The organism is Streptomyces sp. NPDC058008 (genome assembly GCF_042886395.1).
In the GTDB taxonomy this organism is placed as follows: domain Bacteria; phylum Actinomycetota; class Actinomycetes; order Streptomycetales; family Streptomycetaceae; genus Streptomyces.
On sequence record NZ_JBHVQX010000017.1, the window covers coordinates 130,214 to 150,925 of the forward strand.

20 protein-coding genes are annotated in these 20,712 nt (G+C 72.4%); 8 read left to right on the plus strand and 12 right to left on the minus strand.

What is annotated here, in order from left to right:
- Positions 1-8 precede the first annotated feature (8 nt).
- The 7 genes from ccsB to hemL all read right to left on the minus strand — a co-directional run bounded on the left by ccsB (position 9) and on the right by hemL (position 7,723).
- A complete protein-coding gene (gene ccsB / locus ACFVS9_RS19165) occupies positions 9-1,091 on the minus strand; it encodes a c-type cytochrome biogenesis protein CcsB (RefSeq protein ID WP_383114842.1) in 1,083 nt (360 codons plus the stop codon).
- The gene (locus ACFVS9_RS19170) at positions 1,088-2,788 is read right to left on the minus strand and encodes a cytochrome c biogenesis protein ResB (RefSeq protein ID WP_383114843.1); all 1,701 of its coding nucleotides are present in this window, start codon (positions 2,786-2,788) and stop codon (positions 1,088-1,090) included. Before ACFVS9_RS19170 ends, ccsB begins: the two co-directional genes overlap by 4 nt.
- A gap of 4 nt (positions 2,789-2,792) precedes the next feature.
- Entirely contained in the window at positions 2,793-3,566 is a 774-nt protein-coding gene (locus tag ACFVS9_RS19175) for a cytochrome c biogenesis CcdA family protein (protein WP_389933783.1), read from the minus strand.
- Positions 3,563-4,168: a TlpA family protein disulfide reductase gene (locus tag ACFVS9_RS19180; RefSeq protein ID WP_389933786.1), complete on the minus strand. Its 606-nt coding sequence runs from the start codon at positions 4,166-4,168 to the stop codon at positions 3,563-3,565. The genes ACFVS9_RS19175 and ACFVS9_RS19180 overlap by 4 nt, the downstream gene beginning before the upstream one ends.
- A 67-nt stretch (positions 4,169-4,235) precedes the next feature.
- Entirely contained in the window at positions 4,236-5,492 is a 1,257-nt protein-coding gene (locus tag ACFVS9_RS19185; RefSeq protein WP_389933789.1) for a hypothetical protein, read from the minus strand.
- A gap of 237 nt (positions 5,493-5,729) precedes the next feature.
- A complete protein-coding gene (locus tag ACFVS9_RS19190) occupies positions 5,730-6,419 on the minus strand; it encodes a histidine phosphatase family protein (protein WP_383114847.1) in 690 nt (229 codons plus the stop codon).
- Positions 6,416-7,723 carry a glutamate-1-semialdehyde 2,1-aminomutase gene (gene hemL, locus ACFVS9_RS19195; protein ID WP_389933792.1) on the minus strand — a complete coding sequence of 436 codons (1,308 nt, stop codon included), beginning with the start codon at positions 7,721-7,723 and terminating at the stop codon, positions 6,416-6,418. The genes ACFVS9_RS19190 and hemL overlap by 4 nt, the downstream gene beginning before the upstream one ends.
- A gap of 291 nt (positions 7,724-8,014) precedes the next feature.
- Between hemL and ACFVS9_RS19200 the strand changes: the two genes are divergently transcribed.
- From ACFVS9_RS19200 to ACFVS9_RS19210, 3 genes are all read left to right on the plus strand, one after another.
- Complete coding sequence (locus tag ACFVS9_RS19200; RefSeq protein ID WP_383114849.1) at positions 8,015-8,611, plus strand: hypothetical protein; 597 nt, start codon at positions 8,015-8,017, stop codon at positions 8,609-8,611.
- A 95-nt stretch (positions 8,612-8,706) separates the two neighbouring features.
- Positions 8,707-9,060, plus strand: a complete 354-nt coding sequence (locus tag ACFVS9_RS19205; RefSeq protein WP_383114850.1) for an STAS domain-containing protein — start codon at positions 8,707-8,709, stop codon at positions 9,058-9,060.
- A 77-nt stretch (positions 9,061-9,137) separates the two neighbouring features.
- Positions 9,138-9,623: an ATP-binding protein gene (locus ACFVS9_RS19210; RefSeq protein ID WP_389933796.1), complete on the plus strand. Its 486-nt coding sequence runs from the start codon at positions 9,138-9,140 to the stop codon at positions 9,621-9,623.
- A 157-nt stretch (positions 9,624-9,780) separates the two neighbouring features.
- On the opposite strand, the gene ACFVS9_RS19215 is transcribed toward ACFVS9_RS19210, so the two are convergent.
- The 4 genes from ACFVS9_RS19215 to ACFVS9_RS19230 all read right to left on the minus strand — a co-directional run bounded on the left by ACFVS9_RS19215 (position 9,781) and on the right by ACFVS9_RS19230 (position 14,749).
- Complete coding sequence (locus tag ACFVS9_RS19215) at positions 9,781-10,170, minus strand: STAS domain-containing protein (protein ID WP_389933799.1); 390 nt, start codon at positions 10,168-10,170, stop codon at positions 9,781-9,783.
- Positions 10,130-11,260, minus strand: coding sequence for a B12-binding domain-containing protein (locus tag ACFVS9_RS19220; protein ID WP_383114853.1), 1,131 nt, complete (start codon positions 11,258-11,260; stop codon positions 10,130-10,132). Before ACFVS9_RS19220 ends, ACFVS9_RS19215 begins: the two co-directional genes overlap by 41 nt.
- On the minus strand, positions 11,257-12,942 hold the full coding sequence (locus tag ACFVS9_RS19225) for a SpoIIE family protein phosphatase (protein ID WP_383114854.1): 1,686 nt from the start codon (positions 12,940-12,942) through the stop codon (positions 11,257-11,259). Before ACFVS9_RS19225 ends, ACFVS9_RS19220 begins: the two co-directional genes overlap by 4 nt.
- Positions 12,943-13,246: 304 nt before the next feature.
- Complete coding sequence (locus tag ACFVS9_RS19230; protein ID WP_389933803.1) at positions 13,247-14,749, minus strand: SulP family inorganic anion transporter; 1,503 nt, start codon at positions 14,747-14,749, stop codon at positions 13,247-13,249.
- A gap of 356 nt (positions 14,750-15,105) precedes the next feature.
- Between ACFVS9_RS19230 and ACFVS9_RS19235 the strand changes: the two genes are divergently transcribed.
- From ACFVS9_RS19235 to ACFVS9_RS19245, 3 genes are all read left to right on the plus strand, one after another.
- A complete protein-coding gene (locus tag ACFVS9_RS19235) occupies positions 15,106-15,549 on the plus strand; it encodes a MerR family transcriptional regulator (RefSeq protein ID WP_383114856.1) in 444 nt (147 codons plus the stop codon).
- A gap of 418 nt (positions 15,550-15,967) precedes the next feature.
- Complete coding sequence (locus ACFVS9_RS19240; protein WP_389933806.1) at positions 15,968-16,267, plus strand: hypothetical protein; 300 nt, start codon at positions 15,968-15,970, stop codon at positions 16,265-16,267.
- A gap of 243 nt (positions 16,268-16,510) precedes the next feature.
- The gene (locus ACFVS9_RS19245) at positions 16,511-17,260 is read left to right on the plus strand and encodes a Mut7-C RNAse domain-containing protein (RefSeq protein ID WP_383114858.1); all 750 of its coding nucleotides are present in this window, start codon (positions 16,511-16,513) and stop codon (positions 17,258-17,260) included.
- Between the two features lie 27 nt (positions 17,261-17,287).
- On the opposite strand, the gene ACFVS9_RS19250 is transcribed toward ACFVS9_RS19245, so the two are convergent.
- Entirely contained in the window at positions 17,288-17,788 is a 501-nt protein-coding gene (locus tag ACFVS9_RS19250) for a hypothetical protein (protein WP_389933809.1), read from the minus strand.
- A gap of 307 nt (positions 17,789-18,095) precedes the next feature.
- On the opposite strand from ACFVS9_RS19250, the gene ACFVS9_RS19255 reads away from it, so the two are divergent.
- Together ACFVS9_RS19255 and ACFVS9_RS19260 are read left to right on the plus strand one after the other, a co-directional pair.
- The gene (locus tag ACFVS9_RS19255; RefSeq protein ID WP_389933812.1) at positions 18,096-18,854 is read left to right on the plus strand and encodes an SDR family NAD(P)-dependent oxidoreductase; all 759 of its coding nucleotides are present in this window, start codon (positions 18,096-18,098) and stop codon (positions 18,852-18,854) included.
- A 207-nt stretch (positions 18,855-19,061) separates the two neighbouring features.
- Positions 19,062-20,687 carry an alpha/beta hydrolase gene (locus ACFVS9_RS19260; RefSeq protein WP_389933815.1) on the plus strand — a complete coding sequence of 542 codons (1,626 nt, stop codon included), beginning with the start codon at positions 19,062-19,064 and terminating at the stop codon, positions 20,685-20,687.
- The last annotated feature ends 25 nt before the right edge of the window (positions 20,688-20,712 follow it).

The window sequence follows — 20,712 nt, forward strand, 5'->3', positions numbered from 1 at the left end:
TGTGCCGGTCAGACCCCGGCGTAGGAGTGCTTGCCGGTGACGAAGATGTTCACGCCGTAGTAGTTGAAGAGCCAGCAGCCGAAGGCGACCAGCGCCAGGTAGGCGGCCTTGCGGCCCTTCCAGCCGGCCGTCGCGCGGGCGTGCAGGTAGGCGGCGTACGCCACCCACGTGATGAAGGACCAGACCTCCTTGGGGTCCCAGCCCCAGTAGCGGCCCCAGGCGTCGCCCGCCCAGATCGCGCCCGCGATGATCGTGAAGGTCCACAGCGGGAAGACGGCCGCGTTGATGCGGTACGAGAAGGTGTCCAGGGTCTTCGCGGCGGGGAGCCGCTCCAGGACGGAGGCCGCGAACTTCCCGGGCGTCCCGCCGTTGGCGAGCTTGTTCTCGTAGCTGTCGCGGAAGAGGTAGAGCACGGTGCCGACCGCGCCGAGGTAGAAGACGGCCCCGCAGATGATGGCGGTGGAGACGTGGATCCACAGCCAGTAGGAGTGCAGCGCCGGGACCAGCTGGTCGCTGTCGGTGTAGAGCGTGGTGGTCGCGATGCCGAGGTCCAGCAGGACGGTGGTGACCAGCAGCAGGCCGATCCAGCGCACGTTCTTCTTCAGCGCCAGCAGCGTCAGGTAGGCGCCGACCGCCACGGTGGAGAAGGTGATCGAGAACTCGTACATGTTGCCCCAGGGGGCACGCTGCACCGACAGGGCGCGCGCGACGACCCCGCCCGCCTGGACGGCGAAGGCGACGACGGTCAGGGAGACCGCGATCCGCCCCCACAGGTCGCCCTTGAAGGTGCCGCCCGCGGCACCGGGGCCGTCCGGGACGTCGCGGGTCCCGGCGGCGGAACGGGTCACGACCGTGGGACGCTCCAGCACGGCAGTGCCGCCGCCCTGCGCCGCCTGTGCCCTGACCGCCGGACCGGCGGTGGCCGAGTCCTTCTTCAGCGCGGCGGCCGTGCGGCCGACCTTGCTGCGGCTGCCGAACACCCACTCCGCGATGTGCGCGAAGAAGGCCAGGGTGTAGACGGCCATCGACGAGTAGATCAGCGTGTTGCTGATGTTCGCCAGATTCTCGTTGGTTGCGGCGGCGAGATTCACTTCTCAGCCCCTTCGGCAGGTTCTTCGGCAGGTTGTCCGGGCTCGGTCTCGGGCGCGGGGTCGGGTGCGGTGGGCGCCACGGTGTGGACGGCGGCCGCGAGGTCGGCCAGCTCCTCGGGAAGCTTCGCGGACTCGCTGCGGCCCAGGCCCGCCATCTCGACGACGGTGACGCCGTCCGCGCCGCGCACGGCCCGCACCCACACCCTGCGGCGCTGGATGAAGAGCGAACCCGCGAGTCCGGCGATGGCGGCGACGGCTCCGGTGAGGGCCCAGCCGCTGGCGGGCTGGCGCGTGATCTGGAAGCTGGCCCACTCCTCGACGCTCTCGAAGGTGATCGAACCCGCGCCGTCGGGGAGCTTCATGGTCTCGCCGGGGCGCAGCCGCTTCTTCAGCTTGTCCCCGTTGCTGTCCTTGAATTCCTTCATCTTGGACGTGTCGAGCTGGTAGACGTTCTGCGGCAGGCCGGAGTCCACGCCCAGGCTGCCGTAGTAGCCGTTGAGCGCGAGCACCGGGTAGTCGAGGCCGGGGTACTGCGAGAACATCGTGCCCTGGCCGTCACCGGCGAAGGTCGGCACGAAGAACGCCTGGAAGCCCAGCTGGGACTTCTCGCCGTTCTTGTCCTTGTAGCCGTCCATCACCTTGATCGCGCCGGTCGAGGTGACGTTGTTGTCGATGGGCAGCAGCGGCACCGCGCTCCGGTAGACCTCCTTGCCCCTGCCGTCCTTGACCGAGATGACCGGGGCGTAGCCGTGCGCGTTGAGGTAGACCTTCGTGCCGTCGACGACGAGCGGCTTGTTGACCTCGATGACCTTCTTCTTCGGCTTCCCGTCGGCGCCCTCGGCATACGTCACCCGGGCCTCGTAGGTCCGGGGCGTACCGCGCTGGGGGCCGCCGCGCTCGTACGTGCCGACGAAGTCGTGGAGGTCGAAGCTGAAGGGCGTGAGGTCGTCGTTGTCGAAGAGCGAGCCGGACTTGAAGTCGTCGTACTGCGTGATCGTGTTGGCGAACCCGTCGCCCTCGACGATGAGCTTGCCGCCCTCGGACTTGAAGAGCTGGCCGCCGGCGAACGCGACGAGCATGACGATCAGCGCGACGTGGAACAGCAGGTTGCCGGTCTCGCGCAGGTAGCCCTTCTCCGCGGACACCGCGTCACCGACGACGTGCGAGCGGAAGCGCCGCTTGCGCAGGACGGCGAGCGAGGCCTCACGGACCTCCTCGGGTCCGGCGTCGGTGCGCCAGGTGGTGTACGCGGGCAGCCGGGTCAGCTTCTTCGGGGCGCCCGGCGGACGGCCGCGGAGCTGGCCGACGAACTGCCCGGTGCGCGGGACGATGCAGCCGATCAGCGAGACGAACAGCAGGATGTAGATCGCGGAGAACCACACCGAGCTGTAGACGTCGAAGAACTGCAGTTTCTCGTAGACCGGGCTGACCGTGGTGTGGGCCTCCTTGAAGGTCCGCACCTTCAGCTCGTCCACGCTGTTCTGCGGGATCAGCGAGCCGGGGATGGCGCCGAGCGACAGCAGGAAGAGCAGGATCAGCGCGACCCGCATCGAGGTGAGCTGGCGCCAGAACCAGCGGGCCCATCCGATGACGCCCATCGCCGGGACGGAGGCGGCGGGTTCCTCCCGCGGGGCGGTGGAGAGCTGTTCCCCGGCCTGGCCGAGGTCGCGCTCGTCCGTGGTGTTCGTGTTGCTCATGGACTCAGATCCCCACAGTGAAGCCGTTGGACCAGACCTGCATCTCCTGGATGAGCATGTCCCACACGCCCGTCAGCAGGAGGATGCCGGTCGCGATCATCATGCCGCCGCCGATCCGCATGACCCACGCGTAGTGGCGCTTGACCCAGCCGAACGCGCCGAGCGCCCGGCGGAAGGCGACCGCGGCCAGGACGAACGGGACGCCGAGCCCGAGGCAGTACGCCACGGACAGGATCGCCCCGCGTCCGGCGGTCGCCTGGTCGAAGGCGAGCGCGTTGACGGAGGCGAGCGTCGGGCCGAGACAGGGCGTCCAGCCGATCCCGAAGAGGGCGCCGAGCAGCGGCGCTCCCGCCAGCCCGGTCACCGGACGCCTGTGGATGCGGAACTCGCGCTGCGTGATCCAGGGCAGGAGGCCCATGAAGAAGACGCCCATCAGGATCATCAGCGCGCCGAGGATCCTGGAGAGCGTCCCGCTGTACTCCTGGAGCGTCTGGCCGAAGAAGCCGAAGAGCGCGCCGCCGGACACGAAGACGACGGTGAAGCCGAGGACGAAGAGCGAGGCGCCCGCGACGGTCCTGCCCCGCCGGCTCTCGGCGAGGTCGGCGCCGCTGACCCCGGTGACGTAGCTGAGGTAGCCGGGCACCAGGGGCAGGACGCACGGCGAGAAGAAGGAGACGAGCCCGCCGAGCAGGGCGATGGGCAGGGCCACTATCAGGGCCCCGCTGATCACCGTCTCGTTCGCGCCGGTGGTCACCGCCAGCTGGAGTGCGGAGCTCACTTCTCGGCGACCAGCGGGTCGATCATCTTCCGCAGCTTCTCCGCGTCGAGTGCGGCGAGCGTGCGGGCGGCGAGCTTGCCCTGCCGGTCGACGACCACCGTCGAGGGGATGGCCTGCGGGTTGAGCGTGCCCTTCGGGAAGCGCAGGAGCAGCTTCCCGGTCGGGTCGTAGAGGCTCGGGTAGGTGACCCCGAAGTCCTCCTCAAAGGCGACCGCGAGGGACTTCTGGGGGTCACGGGTGTTGACGCCGACGAACTGGACGCCCTGGTCCTTCATCTCCTCGGAGACCTTCGCGAAGTGCTTGGCCTCCGCGCGGCAGGGGCCGCACCAGGAGCCCCAGAAGTTCAGGACGACGACCTTGCCCTTGTAGTCCGCGATGTCGAGGGACGAGCCGTCCAGGGCCGTACCCTCGATGTTCGGGGCCTCGGTCCGTTCGCCCTTGGCGACGGTGGAGATCCCGCCACTGCCCGTGACGAAGTTCGTGTTGCCACCGCCGCCCGCCTGACCGCCGCCACCACTGCACGCGGACAGGGTCAGTGCACCGGCCGCAGCGATGGCGGCGAGCAGGGAGGGGCGACGTCGGAGTGCGCGGCCAGGGCTCATGTGAAAAGTTTCGCATGGCAGTTCCGGGGATCTTGGGCACCCCCCTCGGTGCCCGTAAAGCCCCTTGTCAGGCCTGTTTAAAGAAGGTGTTCCAGCCACCCTCGGGAGCCTGTCCCACCTGGAGCGTACGGAGCTTCGCGAGCACCGCGGGGTCCTGCACGTCGAGCCAGTCGACGAACTGCCGGAAGGAGACGAGCCGCACATCGGGCTTGCCCGCGATGTGTTTGAGCGCGTCCTCGACGGCGTCCATGTAGATGCCGCCGTTCCACTCCTCGAAGTGGTTCCCGATGTAGAAGGGCGCGCGGTTCGTCCCGTAGGCGCGGTCGAATCCGGCGATGTACGCCTCGGTGGCCTGGGTGCGCCATCCGGGATAGCGCGAGGGCATGCCGTTGGTGGAATTCTTCGACTGGTTGGCGAGGATGTTGTAGTCCATGGAGAGGACTTCGAAGCTGTGGCCGGGGAACGGAATTCCCTGGAGCGGGAGGTCCCATACTCCCTGGCGCTTGTCGGGCCACATCTGGGTGCCGCCGGGCGAGCTCGCGTCGTAACGCCAGCCCAGCTGCTTCGCGGTCGGGAGGAGATTGTCCTGGCCGAGCAGACAGGGCGTGCGTCCCCCGACCAGTTCCTTCCGGTAGTCGAACGGCAGCGGGTCGAGATCCTGCCAGCCGGTGTTCGTCCGCCATTCGGTGACGAACGAGACCGCCTGATCGATTTCGCTCTGCCATTGCGCGGGCGTCCAGTCGCCGACCGATCCGGATCCGCCGCAGAAGTGGCCGTTGAAATGCGTGCCGATCTCGTGCCCGTCGAGCCAGGCCTGGCGGACGTACTTCAGGGTCTGCTTGACGTGGTCGTCGTTCAGATAGCCGATGTCGGAGGCGCCCCGGGGGTTGTTGGGGGGCCGGTAGAGGGACTTCTTCGACTCGGGCAGCACGTAGAGCCCGGAGAGGAAGAAGGTCATCGCCGCGTCGTGTTCCTGGGCGAGTTCGAGAAAGCGCGGGAAGAGCCCGTTGCCGACCTCGCCGGCGCCGTCCCAGGAAAAGATCACGAACTGCGGCGGGGTCTGGCCCGGCTCCAGCGGAACCGGTGCGGCGGGCTGATTCGGCTGCTTTCCGGTGTCCGCCGTGGAACCGTCACCGATCAGTCTGACGTGTTTCTCGGGTGGGCCGGCACCGTTGCCGTTCGTGCCCTTGCCGCCCTTGGTGCCCTTCTCGGTCTCCGGCCCGCCACCGTCCGATGACCCGAGGGAGCCGCAGCCGGTCATCGTGAGTGCGGCTGCGGCTCCGAGTCCGGCCCCGAGCAGGCCCCTTCGGTTGATTTCACGCATAGCGTCCCCATCTGCGGTCGTATTACCTCAATGCCATACAAACTGGCGATGGCTTAGATGAGGAAACCAACACGGTGGTTCCGCCGATAATCACAAAAGTTGTTACGTGAACACACTCTTACAGGTGCTGCACACGGCACACAGGACCGGCACGGCGCGCGGCTCCCGACGCGCGTCGGCACGGCGGCGGCCGTGCTGCCGCGCCGGGCGACGACCGGACCGGACCGGCCGGGACCGCTACGCCCCGAACGCCTTGGACTTCCCCTTGACCGGCTTCGCGCCCGCCAGCAGATGCGCCGGCACCAGGTCCCGGGCGGGCTCCGTGTACCCGACGGACACGATCTTGTCCCCCTGGTAGGTGAAGCTCGTCAGCGAGGCCAGGGTGCACTGCCGCTTGCGCGGGTCGTGCCACAGCCGGCGCCGCTCCACGAAGCTCCGCACGATCCAGATCGGCAGCTGGTGGCTGACGCAGACCGCCTCGTGCCCGCGCGCCGCGTCGCGCGCCGCGTCCAGCGCGCCCATCATCCGGACGACCTGCTCGACGTACGGCTCGCCCCACGACGGCTTGAAGGGGTTGGTGAGGTGCTTCCAGTTCTCGGGCTTGCGCAGCGCCCCGTCGCCGACCCCGAAGGTCTTGCCCTCGAAGACGTTGGCGGCCTCGATGAGCCGCTCGTCGGTGGCCAGGTCCACGCTGTGCGACGTCGCGATGGGCGCGGCCGTCTCCTGCGCGCGCTCCAGGGGGGAGGCCACGACATGGGTGATGTCGCGCTTCTCCAGGTGCTCCGCGACCCGGTCCGCCATCCGGCGGCCCAGCTCGGACAGGCGGTAACCGGGACGGCGCCCGTAGAGCACGCCGTCCGGGTTGTGCACCTCACCGTGGCGCATCAGGTGGACGACGGTGATGTCCTTCTCGTCGTACGCGCTCATGCCGTGGCCTCCGATGCGGCGCGGGCGGCGGCGGGCAGCGCCGCGGCGACCCGCTCGACGGCCCGCGCGTCGTGCGCGGTCGAGACGAACCAGGACTCGAAGGCGGAGGGCGGCAGGTAGACGCCCTGCTCCAGCATCGAGTGGAAGAACGCGGTGAAGCGGAAGGCTTCCTGCTTCTTCGCGTCCTCGTAGTCGCGGACGGGCGCATCCGTGAAGAAGACGGAGAACATGTTGCTCGCCGCCGACACCGTGTGCGCGACACCCGCCTTGGTGAACGCCTCCCCCACCAGGGACCGCAGCTCAGCGGAGACGGCGTCGACCGTGGCGTACGCCGCGTCGTCGAGCAGCCGCAGCTGGGCGAGGCCCGCGGCGGTGGCCACCGGGTTGCCGGAGAGGGTGCCCGCCTGGTAGACGGGGCCGGCGGGGGCCAGGTGCGCCATCACGTCCGCGCGCCCGCCGAAGGCCGCGGCGGGGAAGCCGCCGCCCATGACCTTGCCGAAGGTCATCAGGTCGGGCCGCACCCCGTCGACGCCGTACCAGCCCGCCTTCGACGTACGGAATCCGGTCATCACCTCGTCGGAGATGTACAGCGCGCCGTTGGCCGCGCAGATCTCCTTCAGCCCGGCGTTGAAGCCGTCCAGCGGCGGTACGACGCCCATGTTGCCCGGCGACGCCTCGGTGATCACACAGGCGATCTCGCCCGGCTGCGCGGCGAACGCGGCACGCACGGCGTCCAGGTCGTTGTACGGGAGCACGATCGTGTCGCCCGCCTGCGCCCCGGTCACCCCGGGCGTGTCGGGGAGGCCGAAGGTGGCGACCCCGGACCCGGCGGCGGCCAGCAGCGCGTCCACGTGCCCGTGGTAGCACCCGGCGAACTTCACGACCTTGGCGCGCCCGGTGAACCCGCGGGCGAGCCGGATCGCGGACATGGTCGCCTCGGTGCCGGACGACACCAGCCGCACCTGCTCCACGGGCTCGATCCGGGCCACGATCTCCTCGGCGAGCGCGACCTCGCCCTCCCCCGGTGTACCGAACGAGGTACCCCGGGCCACCGCGTCCTGGACGGCCGCGGTGACCTCGGGGTGCGCGTGGCCGAGGATCATCGGCCCCCACGAACACACGAGGTCGACGTACTCACGGCCGTCGGCGTCGGTCAGGTACGGACCCGTACCGGACACCATGAACCGGGGCGTACCGCCCACGGCCCGGAAGGCACGCACGGGGGAGTTCACGCCGCCGGGCGTCACGAGGGACGCGCGGTCGAAAAGCGTCTGTGAAACTGGGGCTTCGTATGAATACGCCACTTTGGTCCTGATCTGCGATTCGGATTCGGGGGGCCGTGACCGGTACTCCGGCCGCCGGTGAGCGGGGAGCGCGCTCTCCCCGTATGAGGCTCGTACAACGAAAGGGCGTCAGTCTCCTCGCGTCTGCAAAACTGGGGCGTCATAGGGAAAGCTCACACATGCCATGGTGTCAGAGGCGTCGACGGTCTTGCGGACAGGTGTTTCACCGCACGAACGTGGGGGAGGTCACTGACGATGATCGGGTTGCGCGGCGGGGCTGTGTCTCCTAAGAAGTAGTCGGGTGGATGAGATATGCATCGCGGTGGCGGAGTGGGCGAAGGGACCGATGACCTGGGGCCCGAGCCTGCCCGGCGAGGGCGGCACCGACGCAAGGCCGAACGAGAGGCCGAGCGCGTACGGGACGCTCAGGCGGGTGGTGCCGATGGTTCCGGGAGCAGGAGCAGTGGACGGGTGGGGGTGACCTACAAGTACTTCGGTGCCCCGGACGGGGCCACCGCCGCACGTGTGCCCATCTCCATGCGCCCCGAGGAACTGGGCGGCGACGAACTGGGCATGGGCGGCATGTTCAGCAAGATCAAGCCCGAGACGGTGGCGGCGATGGTCCTCACCGGCATACAGGGCATACCCCTGCACAAGGTCCCGCCGCTGGAGCTGGTGGTGCTCCATCCCGACTACGCGGTCGTCAAGCTGCCGATGACGGTCGTCGACCCGCTGCGTGACGTCGGCGAGGAGTCGGTCGGCGCGGCGGCCTTCATCTGGTCCACGGTCCCGGACCGCGGCGGCCCGCGCGACGCGTTCAACGTCTACCAACTGCTCCACGAGTGGCAGGACTTCTCGCACCGCCTGCACGACGCGGGCCACCAGGCGTACTGCCTGGTGTGGCCCTGACGCGGCAGCGCGTCCCCGGCAGGGTCCCTCCGGGTCGGGAACGGCCATGAGGTGCCCGCTCCACACCTCACGCGCGGTGTAGGAACATATGACCCATGACGGCAGATGAACTGCGTGTGGTCGTGGAGGCCGCGGACGACGGTGTCGTTCTGATCCGTGTCCGGGGGAGCCTGGACGCGTGGTCGGGCTCCTCCGAACTCGTCGGGGCGCTGGAGGAGGCCGCCGGGAGCGGCGGGCGGCTGACCGTGGCCGACCTGTCCCGGCTGGAGTTCGCCGATTCGGCGGGGCTGCACGCCCTGCTGAACGCGCAGCACCGGCACTCCGGGTCCGGAGTGCGGCTGGTGCTGGCCGGGCCGCTCGGGACGGAGGTGCGCAGGCTCTTCGAGGTCTCGGGCACACTGGGCGCCTTCACGTTCGCCGACACGGTGGACGCGGCCCTGCGGTGCTGACCACCCGCGGGCCGGGCCGTCCATCAGCCGGCCCCGGGGAGTGTGGCCCGGGCCCGAACGGGCAAGCGCAGAGGGTAATGAACGCGGAACGAGAAGTGCTGAGGGACGGCGGGAGTCCGGCCGGCGGGCCGGACGACGCCGCCGGCCCGGCTGCTCAGGGAGAGCGCCCGCACACGGACCGCGAGCCCGGCGTCCCCCGGAACGCCGCTGCCGCGCGTGCTGTCGTCACCCGGCTCCTGGAATCCCAGTTCTGCGTGCTGGACGGGGAGGGCCCGGCCGATGTCGTGGTGGCCGACGCACTGCTGGTGACGTCGGAACTGGTGACCAACGCCGTACGGCACGGCGGCGGGCTGACCGGGTTCAGGGCGGAGATCACCGACGACGGCCTCCTCCTCACCGTCGCCGACGCCAGCACGCGGGCGCCGGTCACCGTCGAACGCGACCCGGGTACCGCCTCCATCGGCGGCTACGGCTGGCCCCTGGTGCTCCGCCTCGCACGGCGGGTGGCCGTCACGCACCTCCCCGGCGGCAAGCACATCGTCGCGCTGGTCGCCCTCACCTGAGCGGCGCGGCCCCGTTCTCCCCGGTGCCGTCCTCACGGCGCGCCCCCGCGCACCGGTGTGACGCGACGTCATCTCCGAGTCCTCCGGGCCCGCGGATGCCTCGGCATCAGCTCCGAGTCCCCGGAGCCCGCGGTGCCTCGTCGCCGGGCCGCGGGCCTCAGCCGGACGGGACGGGCGGCGGGACGTCCTGGGCCCGCTCGGCCTGCGCACCGTCCCCGTCCAGGACGAAGAGCGCCCGGATCCCGGTGACGTCCAGGATCCGCCCGAGGAACGCGGGCGCGTTCTCCAGGTGCAGCGCCACACCGCCGGCCGTCGTGGCCCGGTGGATCAGCAGGAGCGCGGAGACCCCGCTCGAATCGCACAGCCGCAGCCCTGAGCAGTCCAGCAGGAGGTCGCGCGGGCCGGGACCGGCGGCGAGGCCGGCCCGGGCACGCTCCACGAGCTGCTCGCTGGTGTCATAGTCCAGGTCGCCGGTCAGGCGCAGCCGTACGGTACCCGGACCGTCTTCAACTTCCAGTGCGAGGGGCGGACAGGGCAGATCGTTCATCCGGGGCTCCGGGGTCGTGGCCGACGGGTGCCAGGAGGGCGTCCAGGACGGTGCGCGCCTGGCCGAGCAGCCGGGTGGATCGGGGGAAGTCCTTGAGCTCCGCCCCCAGGACGTCGAGGACCGGCAGCAGCGAGGCGGCCGGGACCCGTCGGGCGTCGAGGATGCCGGCGGTCCACGTCAGGAAGCCGGTGAAGAGCTCGTCGTCGTCCGTGTAGAGGGCCACCCCCAGGTATTCGACGATGTGGGCGATGTCCTGCGCCGTGTGCTCGCGCTGCTGCTCCGAGTAGGCCGCGGCCTCGGGGAAGCGGCTCTCCAGCTGCGCGAGCACCTCCCGCACGAGCTGCGGCCTGCTGCGGACGACGAGGGTGTACTCCTGGTCGCCCAGGTGCGGCAGGTCGTCGATCTGCTGCCGCCCGCCCGCCGGCACCGGCACGGGGATGCCGTCCGCGATGCGGCGCGCGGCGGACCGGGCGTCGGGCGCCCAGGCGTCGGCGCCCAGCAGCCGTGCGTACCGGCCGTCCGGGCCGAACGCCGCCCCGCCCGCGAGCACGGGCACCCCCACGGCCTGGCAGGCGGTCACGGCCGCGTGCGCGGCGGGCAGCCGGGTGGGGATCGAGGAGGACAGGGCGACCACGTCCGCGCCGTGGCTGTGCAGGTGCCCGATGAGGTGCGGCGTGGGCACCTGGGCCCCGAGGAAGTCGACCCGCCATCCGCGCAGGGTGAGGACCTCGGCCAGCAGGCGGGCGGGCAGCACATGCCACTCCTGGTCCACGCAGGCCACCGTGACCCGGCCCAGCGACGGCGTGGTGCGCACGGCCGGGTGGTGGGCGAGGGCGGCGATGACCCGCTCGGCGATGGCGCTGGCCGCGTGCTCCTGCGCCACGCTGAGCCGGTTGGCCGCCCACTCGGTGCCGACCCGCGCCTGTACGGGGGCGATGACGTCCAGCAGCGCGGTCTCCGCGTCGATCCCGTCCTCCAGCGCGGTGAGGACCACCGCGGCGGCGGCGTGTTCGTCCCGGTCGGTCACCGCGGTCCACAACCGGTCCTGGAGGCCGCGTATCCGGGGTGCGGCAAGGGTCTGTGCACTCATGTCGTGTACCTGCCCCGAGTGTGGCCGTTCACCGCGCTCAGGTGCGTCGTGGGCGGAGCGGTGATCGCGACGAGCGCCATGTCGTCGTGCCGGCCGTCGCGGAGCCACTGGGACGCGAGCATCTGCACCCGCTCGACCACGGCCGCGCCGGGCATGCCCGCACACTCCCCCATGGCCCTCATCAGCCTTTCCTCACCGAAGAGTTCGTCGCCCAGGGGCCCGCCTCGCGCCTCGGTGATGCCGTCGGTGTAGAGCAGGCACGTCTCGCCGGGGTGCAGGTCGGTCTCCACGGTGCGGGCCTCGATGTGCGGCAGCGCCCCGACCAGGGTCCCCCGGGTGTCGATCTCCTCGACCCGGCCGTCGTTGCGGATGACCAGCGGCGCGGGGTGGCCGGCCGACGTGAGGCGCAGGCGCACCCGGTTCTCCTCGCGCCGGACCGAGGCCAGCACCAGGGTCGCGAAGCGGGTGTGGTGCGAGTTGAGGAGCGCCCCGTTGAGCAGCCGCAGCATCCCGGCGTGGTCGCCGGCCATCGGCGTGAGCGCCTGGAGCGTGTTGCGGATCTTGCCGGTGAGCACCGCCGCGTCGAGGCCCTTCCCGCACACGTCCCCGAGGACGGCCAGGGACGCGTCGCCGGGCGTGCTGCCGGGGTGTACGTCGTAGAAGTCGCCGCCCACCCGGTCCCGGGCGGCGGCGGGCTGGTAGCCGCCGGCGAACTCGACGCCGTTCACCCGGTCCAGCCGGGGCGGCAGCAGATCGCGCATCAGGGTCCGGGTTATGTCGCTCTGCTCCGAGTACAGCCGCGCGGCCGACAGCGCGGCGCCGGCCCGCGCCGCGAACAGCCGGGCGAAGACCTCCTCGCTCTCGCTGAACCCGGTGCAGTCCGTGCCGCGCAGCAGCACCAGGACGCCCGCCGGGACGCCGTGGCCGGGCAGCGGGGTGACGACGGCCGACCCGACGGCCCCGGTGAAGCCCTCCGGGACGAGCCAGTCGGGCAGCGAGGCGGGATCGATCCACCGCGAGGGGACGGGCGGGAAGCCCTGCAACGCCTCGCTGAGCCCCGGCACCAGGGCGGGGTCCGCCGTCACCGTGCGGCGGACCGCGGCCCCGCCCTCGACCGCGTACGCCATGGGCAGCTTCCGGCCCGTGGCGGGCACGATGACGACGGCGGCCTCGGCGAGGTACTGCGAGGCGAGTTGGGCGGTGACCCGGGTGCAGCGGTCGGTGTTCAGCGACGCCAGCAGGACGTTCGAGGCCTCGGCCAGGAAGGCCGTGCGCTGACGCTCCGCGGCCAGTTCCTCCTCGGCGAGCCACCGGCCGGTGTCGTCGACCAGCCACCAGACCACGTCGCCGTCCCCGTGCGGGGCCGGGTGCGCCTCGAAGCTCCGCGCGCCGATCCGCCCCCGGAACACGGGGCGCGGCGGTGCGGGGGACGGGTCGTCACCGGCCGGGCCGCCGACGGGGTTCGCGGTTTCCTCGTGGGCGCGTGCCAGCCAGGACGGCACCGTCTTCGACAGTGCGGCGCCCGGCACCGCGCCCCTGAGGAGCGAGGCGGCGGCCGGGTTGACGTCGCTGACCGTCCCCGCTCTGTCGACGACGATGACGGGGCAGGGGGCCGGGCCCCACAGGTCGGAGGTGGGCGGTCGCTGCGTTCTCGTGGCGATGGATTCCTTCGGAGGAGTCATGAGGGGGGACCCACGCGGGGCGGGTCGCACCACCTTCCAACTGGACGAAAAGTACTTTCCTTTCGGCAACCATTGCCCAGCGGGGACGCGGATGGCAACCCACCCCCCGCCATGCGGAGGCCCCGGAACGGCGTGTGCGCCACCCCCGCATCAGACCTTCACGCGAGACACACAAAACGCACGGAATGCCTGATATGGTCCGCCCTGCTCCGTGCGGCCACCCAGGCGCCCCGTGCCCCCGGCGTGACGCGGAACGCCCCCGCCGCCCCTCGGCACATCCCGTACGGGCCCGCCCCGGGGCCGCTCAGCCGCCGCCGGCCAGCCGTCCGCTGAGGGAGCCGTGGAGGTCGGCGCTCCGCTCGTCGAGCCCGACGATCTCCACGCTCCTCCCGCGCTGTTCGTACTTCGCGGTGATGGCGTCCAGCGTCGCGACCGCCGAGGCGTCCCAGATGCGCGCGGCCGTCAGGTCGATGACGACCCGCCGGGGACCGTCGGTGTGGTCGAACCGTCCGGCGAGCCCCTCGGAGGAGGCGAAGAAGAGCTCCCCGGAGACGGAGTGGACGATCCGGCCGCCGTCCTGGTCGGTGACGGAGGTGACGTCGGCGAGGCGGGCGACCCTCCTGGCGAAGAAGACCATGGCGGTGACGGAGCCGACGACGACGCCGACGGCGAGGTTCTCGGTGGCGACCACGCAGACCACCGTGATCACCATCACGGCGATCTCACCGGCGGGCATCCGCCTCAGGGTCCCCGGCGCGACGGAGTGCCAGTCGAAGGTCGCGAAGCACACCATGACCATGACCGCGACGAGTGCGGCCATCGGGATACGGGAGACGAGCGGCCCGAACGCGATGCACAGCACCATCAGGAAGACGCCCGCGAGGAAGGTGGACAGCCGGGTGCGGGCACCGGAGACCTTCACGTTGATCATGGTCTGGCCGATCATGGCGCAGCCGCCCATGCCACCGAGGAACCCGGTCACGATGTTGGCGATGCCCTGGCCGACCGACTCGCGGGTCTTGCTGGAGCGGGTGTCGGTGATCTCGTCCACCAGCTTGGCCGTCATCAGCGACTCCATCAGGCCGACCAGCGCCATGGCCAGCGCGTAGGGCGCGACGGTGGTGAGGGTGTCCAGGGTGAACGGCACGTCCGGCAGGCCGGGGACGGGCAGGGACGAGGGGAGCTCCCCCTTGTCGCCGACCGTGGGTACGGCGATGCCCGCGGCGACGGTGATCGCGGTCAGGATGACGATGGAGACGAGCGGGGCGGGTACCGCCCTGGTGACCCTCGGGAACAGCACCATCAGGGCCAGGCCGCCGAGGACCAGCGGGTACACGGGCCAGGGGACGCCGCTCAGTTCGGGGACCTGCCCCATGAAGACCAGGATCGCCAGCGCGTTGACGAAGCCGACCATCACGCCGCGGGGCACGAACCTCATCAGCCTGGCGACCCCGAGCGCGCCGAGGACGATCTGGAAGACCCCGCCCAGGATGACTCCCGCGATCAGGTAGCCGAACCCGTGCTCCCTGTTCAGCGGGGCGATGACGAGCGCGACCGCGCCCGTCGCGGCGGAGATCATCGCGGGCCTGCCGCCGACGACGGAGATGACGACGGCCATCGTGAACGCCGCGAACAGGCCGACGGCCGGGTCGACCCCGGCGATGATCGAGAACGAGATCGCCTCGGGGATCAGCGCCAGCCCCACGACGAGCCCGGCCAGGGCCTCGGTGCGGAAGACCTTCGGGGACAGCCAGGACGGGCGGAATCCCCGCAGCCGGCCGGCCGGGGACAGTACGGAGGAGGGCAAGGGAGGCGCGACCTGTCGTGCTCAGGCATCCCCGGCGGACGGGGCGTGCGGGGTACGCGGAGGCCGGACGGCATCCCGCGGACCGTCCGCGGCGGCGGACGGAGGGCTACGGAGGCTCGGGGGCGGAGGACGTGCGGCGGTCGCCGGTCCACGGCGGGCGGTTGCGAGAATCGGACGTGCGCCCGCGCTCCACCGGGCACCCGACCGCTTCGGGTCCCGGCGCACGGGTCCTCGTGCGCGTGTCGCACCGGAGGCATCATCGGCCCGGGCGACCGGCGCCGAGCAACTCTACCCTAACGTTAGGGTAGAGACGGATACGCCGTCCTCCCTGGTCACGGCGGAAGCAGGGAGGGCACATGGGCACGGCGAGCGGCGGGCACATGCAGATCGGCGAGGTAGCCACGCGCACCGAGCTGTCGCTGCGCACGATCCGGCACTACGAGGAGACCGGGCTCGTCACCCCCTCGGCCCGCTCGCGTGGCGGATTCCGGCTGTACACCGAGGCCGATGTGGCACGGCTGATGGTCATCCGCCGGATGAAGCCCCTCGGCTTCACCCTGGACGAGATGCGGGACCTGCTGTCGGCGGTCGACCGCCTCGACGGCGGCGGGGACCTGACGGCGGGCGAGCGCGGCGAACTGCTGGAGCGGGTCAGGACGTACGAGCGCGCCGCGGCCGAACAGGTCGCGAAACTGCGGGTCCAGCTGGCGCGGGCCGAGGAGTTCGCCCGGACCCTGCGCACACACCTGGACCCGGACACCGCACACACACCTGGACCGGACGGCCCCTCGGAGGTGTGAACGCCCGGGAGCCTCGGACCGGGGATTCGGGTCTTCGGACGGGGGATTCGGGGCCCCGGACCTGAAACCCGGGCGGCCTCGGACCAGGGACCCGGCGCGCTCAGGGGGACGCAGGGCTGGCATACGGAGGCCCAGGGAGGACGGGGCGCGGAAGGCACGCACCGAGAGACGGGAGACCCGGCGCCCGAAGCACCCGCCACACCCACCGCATCAGCCGCACCCGGAGCACCCGGAGCACCCGGAGCACCGGACGCCCCCGGGCCCGTCGCCCGGACGCGCCGCCGAAGACCTGTTCCCCCGGGCCCCGGCCGCGCGCTCCGAGGGGCCTCCTTCGGCCAGTCATTGGCCGAAGAATGATCTCCAGCCCCACCGCCGGGTCTGCCGATGCTACGAGCACGAGTCCCGAGGAGGCCCCCGCATGGATGACCTGCTGCTGACCCTGGCCGTCCCGGCCGTGGTCATCGCGAGCGGGGTGTACGCCGTCCGCGACTGCCGGCGGCAGCGCCGGCGCCCGCCGCCGCCGTACACCCGCCGGGCCGCCCGTCTCGCCTCACGCGACGTGCTGCTCACGGCCGAGGCCGTCGTCGAAGGCGCGTACGCCGCCCTCGGCACGCTCTACGACGGCCCGGCCGGGCCCCACCCGGCCGGACACGTGTCCACCGTCGGCGCCGGTCCGGACCAGGGCCCGTCACAGCCGGCACCCGCCCGAAGGCCGTAGCCTCCGGCGGCACCGGGAACGGCTCGCCGGACACCGGCGCCCGGGGGCGTCGCGGCGGACGCCCGGCCCGGTCCGGCGGCCCCGCGGCGGGGTCCGGCCCGCGAACCCCGCCGTGCCCCCGCCCGGAACGAGGGCACCTGGTCAGGGCGCTCCACGGCCACGGCGGGCGCCTCCCCGGCGGCCTTCGCGCAGCGCGCGTGAATCCCCTCGCTGCCGCACCCCGCGCGATGGCATCCTGACCGGGTGAACGGACCCGAGATCACCCTCGAAGTAGCCCCCGGACTCCGGCTCTTCGTCTCCCACGACCGCCGCCGAGGACCGACGGCGGTGACCACGGACGGCTCCTCGACCCTCGGGCACGTCGTGGAGTCCCTCGGCGTCCCGCTCACCGAGGCCGGGCAGCTCCTCGTGGACGGCCGGCCGGTACCCGCCTCCCACGTCCCCGGTCCGGGCGAACGGATCGAGGTGCGGGCGGTGGAACGCCCCCAGCAGGTCCCCGGCGCACCCCTGCGCTTCCTGCTCGACGTCCATCTGGGCACGCTCGCCCGGCGGTTGCGGCTGCTCGGCGTGGATGCCGCCTACGAGAGCGAGGACATCGGGGACCCGGCGCTGGCGGCCCTCTCGGCGGAGCAGCGGCGCGTGATGCTCTCCCGCGACCGGGGCCTGCTGCGGCGCAGGGAGATCTGGGCGGGGGCGTACGTCTACAGCGACCGTCCCGAGGAACAGCTCCGTGACGTCCTCGGCCGCTTCGCCCCCGCGCTCGCCCCGTGGACCCGCTGCACCGCCTGCAACGGGGAGCTGGCGGCGGCCGACAAGGAGTCCGTGAGCGCCCGCCTGGAACACGGCACGCAGGCGTCCTACGACGTGTTCGCGCAGTGCGCCGACTGCGGGCGGGTGTACTGGCGCGGCGCCCACCACGCCCGGCTGGAGGCCATCGTGGCGGACGCCGTAGCGGAGTTCGGCGGGGCGGGGAGCCAGGCACCGACGGCCTGACCGCCCGGACGCACGGGGGAGTACGCGTCAGAAGACGTACGCGTCGTCCGTGGACAGGACCAGCACCTCGTGCGTGTCGTTGCGCCGGTTCCGGTCGCTCGCGCCGCCGTTCCACGCGGTGTCCACCCGCACCACGACCTCGGACGGCCGGCCCGTGAAGCGCAGCCCCAGGGCGGTGCGCCGCGCCTGTGCGGAGACGCGCAGCGGGCCCGTCCCGCACAGCACCGTCCGGCTGTCGCCGCGCAGGCACCCCTGCGGCAGCCGCTGCCAGGACGCGAGCGGTACGGAGAAGCGCAGCCGCACGGTCGCGTCGGCGAGGGGCGACGGCCCCCGGTTCCCGGTCCGCAGCTGGATCCCGAGCCGCTCCTCGTGGAGCGAGAGGCGGCCGTGGTGGGCCAGGTCCGCCTCCGGTGCGACGGCCCGCGGCGCCGGCTCGGCCACGGCGGACAGCCCCGGGCCCAGCACCACGGCCGCCGTCATCGCCGTCACGGCGGACACCTTCAGCACTGCTCCACGCATCGCTCCCATGGGCCGAACATACCGACAGGCCGCAATCGTCCCGATTCAAGGACCGGTTCGCCGCGCTTCCCCCACTCGCACGGCCCACCGCCGCCACCGGCACCGGCCGCCACCGCCCTCGCCGCCTACGGCTTCGTGGCCGCGCTCGGGCCCACAGAGGCGTCGGCCGCGTCACCGCGGCGTACGGCGGGAGCCCGCCGACGGCCACCGCCCGGACGGCACCGGACCGCCCCGCGTCGGTCACGTACGCCTGTCACGACCGCCGGGCCGCGCGCCTATCCTGGCCCGGTACCGATCAGCTGTCCGAGGAGTTCGCATGGCCGCCACCCCCATCGCCGTCGTCACCGGTGCGAGCAGCGGCATCGGCGCCGCGACCGCCCGGCAGCTGGCCGCCGCCGGATACCGCGTGGTGCTGACCGCCCGCCGCAAGGACCGCATCGAGGCGCTGGCCGCCGAGCTCACCGAGGCGGGCCACCAGGCGGCGGCGTACGCCCTGGACGTCACGGACCGCGCGGCCGTCGACGAGTTCGCCACCGCCTTCAGGTCCCTGGCCGTCCTGGTCAACAACGCCGGCGGTGCGCTGGGCGCCGACCCGGTCGCCACGGGCGACCCGGCCGACTGGCGCCAGATGTACGAGACCAACGTCATCGGCACCCTGAACGTCACCCAGGCCCTGCTGCCCGCCCTCACCGCGAGCGGGGACGGCACCGTCGTCATCCTCTCCTCCACGGCGGGCCTGTCCACGTACGAGGGCGGTGGCGGTTACGTCGCCGCCAAGCACGGCGAGCACGTGCTGGCGGAGACCCTGCGCCTGGAGATCGTCGGCACCCCGGTGCGGGTGATCGAGGTGGCGCCCGGCATGGTCAGGACCGAGGAGTTCGCCACCACCCGCTTCCGGGGCGACACGGAGAAGGCCGCCAAGGTCTACGCGGGCGTCGACGCCCCGCTCACCGCCGACGACGTGGCCGACACGATCACCTGGGCCGTCACCCGCCCGAGCCACGTCAACATCGACCTCCTGGTGGTCCGTCCCCGCGCCCAGGCCTCCAACTCCAAGGTCCACCGCACTCCCTGAGCCCGACGGCCGACGCCCGGCGCGAGCCCCGGATCCCCCGCGCGGGAACCGGGGCTCGCGCGCGTACCCGGGGTGCGGGCGGTCCGCCATTCGGCCCCGGCCGCCTCGCGCGCGCCGCCCGTCCGCTGTGTCGTTGACACGGACGCGTGCCGAGGAACCAGGCCGTCGGCGGCCTCGGGCGCCCAGTCATCGGAGAGAGGCCGGAGCATGCCCGTACACCCCCTGCGCGGATCCATAGCGGGGCGGCGGCGCCACGCCGCCGCCGTCGCGGTGATGACCTGCGTGACCGTCCTGGCCGTCCAGGGCCCCGTCGCGGCCGACGGCACGTCCCCGCCTCCGGCACCCGCCCCCCGGCTGGACTGGAGCCCCTGCGTCGGGGGCAGCCCCTTCGACTGCGCGACGGCGAAGGTGCCGCTGGACCACGCGGAACCGGGTGGCCGCACCATCGAGCTGGCCGTCGTCAGACGGAAGGCGACGGGCCCCGGACAGCGCGTCGGCACCCTGTTCTTCAACCCCGGCGGCCCCGGCGGGCCGGGGACGGTCCAGATGCCGCAGAACTACACGGCCTTCCCGCGCGAGGTGCGCGAGCGGTTCGACATCGTCAGCTGGGACCCCCGCGGCATCGGCAGCAGCACCGCGGTGAACTGCTTCGCGAGTCCCGCGGAGGCCGCCGCGTGGAGCGCGGCCAAGCCGGTGGGCTTCCCGGTCGGCGAGAAGCAGCGGGCGGACCTCACCTCCGCGTACGAGGACCTGGTGCGGCGCTGCCGGCGCACGGACCCCGGGCTCCTGGCCCACGTGTCGACCGCCGACACCGCCCGCGACCTGGACCAGCTCCGCCGGGCGGTCGGCGACCCGCGGCTCAGCTACTACGGGATCTCCTACGGCACGATCCTGGGCGCCACCTACGCCAACCTCTTCCCGGACAAGGTCAGGGCCATGACCCTCGACAGCAACATCGCGCCCCGGGCCTGGACGAACGACGCCTCCGACACCGCCTCGCTGACGACGTTCCTGCGCATCGGCTCGGACCGCGGCGCGGCGGCCACCCTGGACGCGTTCCTCGGCCTGTGCGGATCCACCACCACCGCCCGCTGCGCCTTCTCCGCCGGGACGCCGCAGGCCACCCGCGACAAGTTCGACCGGCTGACGGGGCGGCTCCGGAAGGCTCCCGTGGGCACCTGGACCTACGCCCGTACGGTCGCCGACGCGGTGAACAGCCTCTACCTCGTCAGCGGGTGGGCGGACCTCGCCGGACGGCTGGAGGCCCTGGCGCGGGGCCGGGCGCCGGAGCCGGAACCCGGCCCGCCCGCGCCGCCGGTCCGGGACCCGGATCCGTACCTGGGCGAGGAACAGGCCGCGGCGGTGCTCTGCGGCGACAGCCCCGACCCGCGCGACCCCGGCGCCTACCACGCCCTGGAGGAGGCCTCCGCCGCCCGTGCGGGCGACGCCGGGCGCTTCTGGACCTGGGCGGCCGCCGGGTGCGCCACCTGGCCCGCCTCCCCCGACCGCTACACCGGCCCCTGGAACAGGCCGACCGCGAACCCCGTCCTGGTGGTCGGCACGACCCACGACCCCTCCACCGCCTACCCGAACTCCCCGGCCATGGCCCGGGAACTGGCCGGCGCCCGCCTGCTCACCCACGTGGGGTACGGACACACGGCGCTGCTCAACCCCAGCACGTGTGTCCAGGCGTACGAGAGCCGGTACTTCGTCGACGGCACCCTCCCGCCGCCCGGGACGGCGTGCGAACAGGACACCCCGCCCTTCTCCGCGCCCAGGCCCAGCGGCGGCGTCTCCGCCGGAGGCGGCGCGACGGCCGGCGCCGTCTCCTGAGACCGCACGCGCGAGGCCCCGGACC

What these genes read in the sequence shown, in the direction of transcription:
- ACFVS9_RS19210 (WP_389933796.1), top strand. Translation starts at nt 9,138, where the DNA reads ATGAACGCGGAACGAGAAGTGCTGAGGGACGGCGGGAGTCCGGCCGGC.
- ACFVS9_RS19205 (WP_383114850.1), top strand. Translation starts at nt 8,707, where the DNA reads ATGACGGCAGATGAACTGCGTGTGGTCGTGGAGGCCGCGGACGACGGT.
- ACFVS9_RS19170 (WP_383114843.1), bottom strand. Translation starts at nt 2,788, where the DNA reads ATGAGCAACACGAACACCACGGACGAGCGCGACCTCGGCCAGGCCGGG.
- ACFVS9_RS19235 (WP_383114856.1), top strand. Translation starts at nt 15,106, where the DNA reads ATGGGCACGGCGAGCGGCGGGCACATGCAGATCGGCGAGGTAGCCACG.
- ACFVS9_RS19200 (WP_383114849.1), top strand. Translation starts at nt 8,015, where the DNA reads ATGCATCGCGGTGGCGGAGTGGGCGAAGGGACCGATGACCTGGGGCCC.
- ACFVS9_RS19250 (WP_389933809.1), bottom strand. Translation starts at nt 17,788, where the DNA reads ATGGGAGCGATGCGTGGAGCAGTGCTGAAGGTGTCCGCCGTGACGGCG.
- ACFVS9_RS19225 (WP_383114854.1), bottom strand. Translation starts at nt 12,942, where the DNA reads ATGACTCCTCCGAAGGAATCCATCGCCACGAGAACGCAGCGACCGCCC.
- ACFVS9_RS19215 (WP_389933799.1), bottom strand. Translation starts at nt 10,170, where the DNA reads ATGAACGATCTGCCCTGTCCGCCCCTCGCACTGGAAGTTGAAGACGGT.
- ACFVS9_RS19255 (WP_389933812.1), top strand. Translation starts at nt 18,096, where the DNA reads ATGGCCGCCACCCCCATCGCCGTCGTCACCGGTGCGAGCAGCGGCATC.
- ACFVS9_RS19220 (WP_383114853.1), bottom strand. Translation starts at nt 11,260, where the DNA reads ATGAGTGCACAGACCCTTGCCGCACCCCGGATACGCGGCCTCCAGGAC.
- ACFVS9_RS19260 (WP_389933815.1), top strand. Translation starts at nt 19,062, where the DNA reads ATGCCCGTACACCCCCTGCGCGGATCCATAGCGGGGCGGCGGCGCCAC.
- ACFVS9_RS19180 (WP_389933786.1), bottom strand. Translation starts at nt 4,168, where the DNA reads ATGAGCCCTGGCCGCGCACTCCGACGTCGCCCCTCCCTGCTCGCCGCC.
- ACFVS9_RS19240 (WP_389933806.1), top strand. Translation starts at nt 15,968, where the DNA reads ATGGATGACCTGCTGCTGACCCTGGCCGTCCCGGCCGTGGTCATCGCG.
- ACFVS9_RS19190 (WP_383114847.1), bottom strand. Translation starts at nt 6,419, where the DNA reads ATGAGCGCGTACGACGAGAAGGACATCACCGTCGTCCACCTGATGCGC.
- ACFVS9_RS19185 (WP_389933789.1), bottom strand. Translation starts at nt 5,492, where the DNA reads ATGCGTGAAATCAACCGAAGGGGCCTGCTCGGGGCCGGACTCGGAGCC.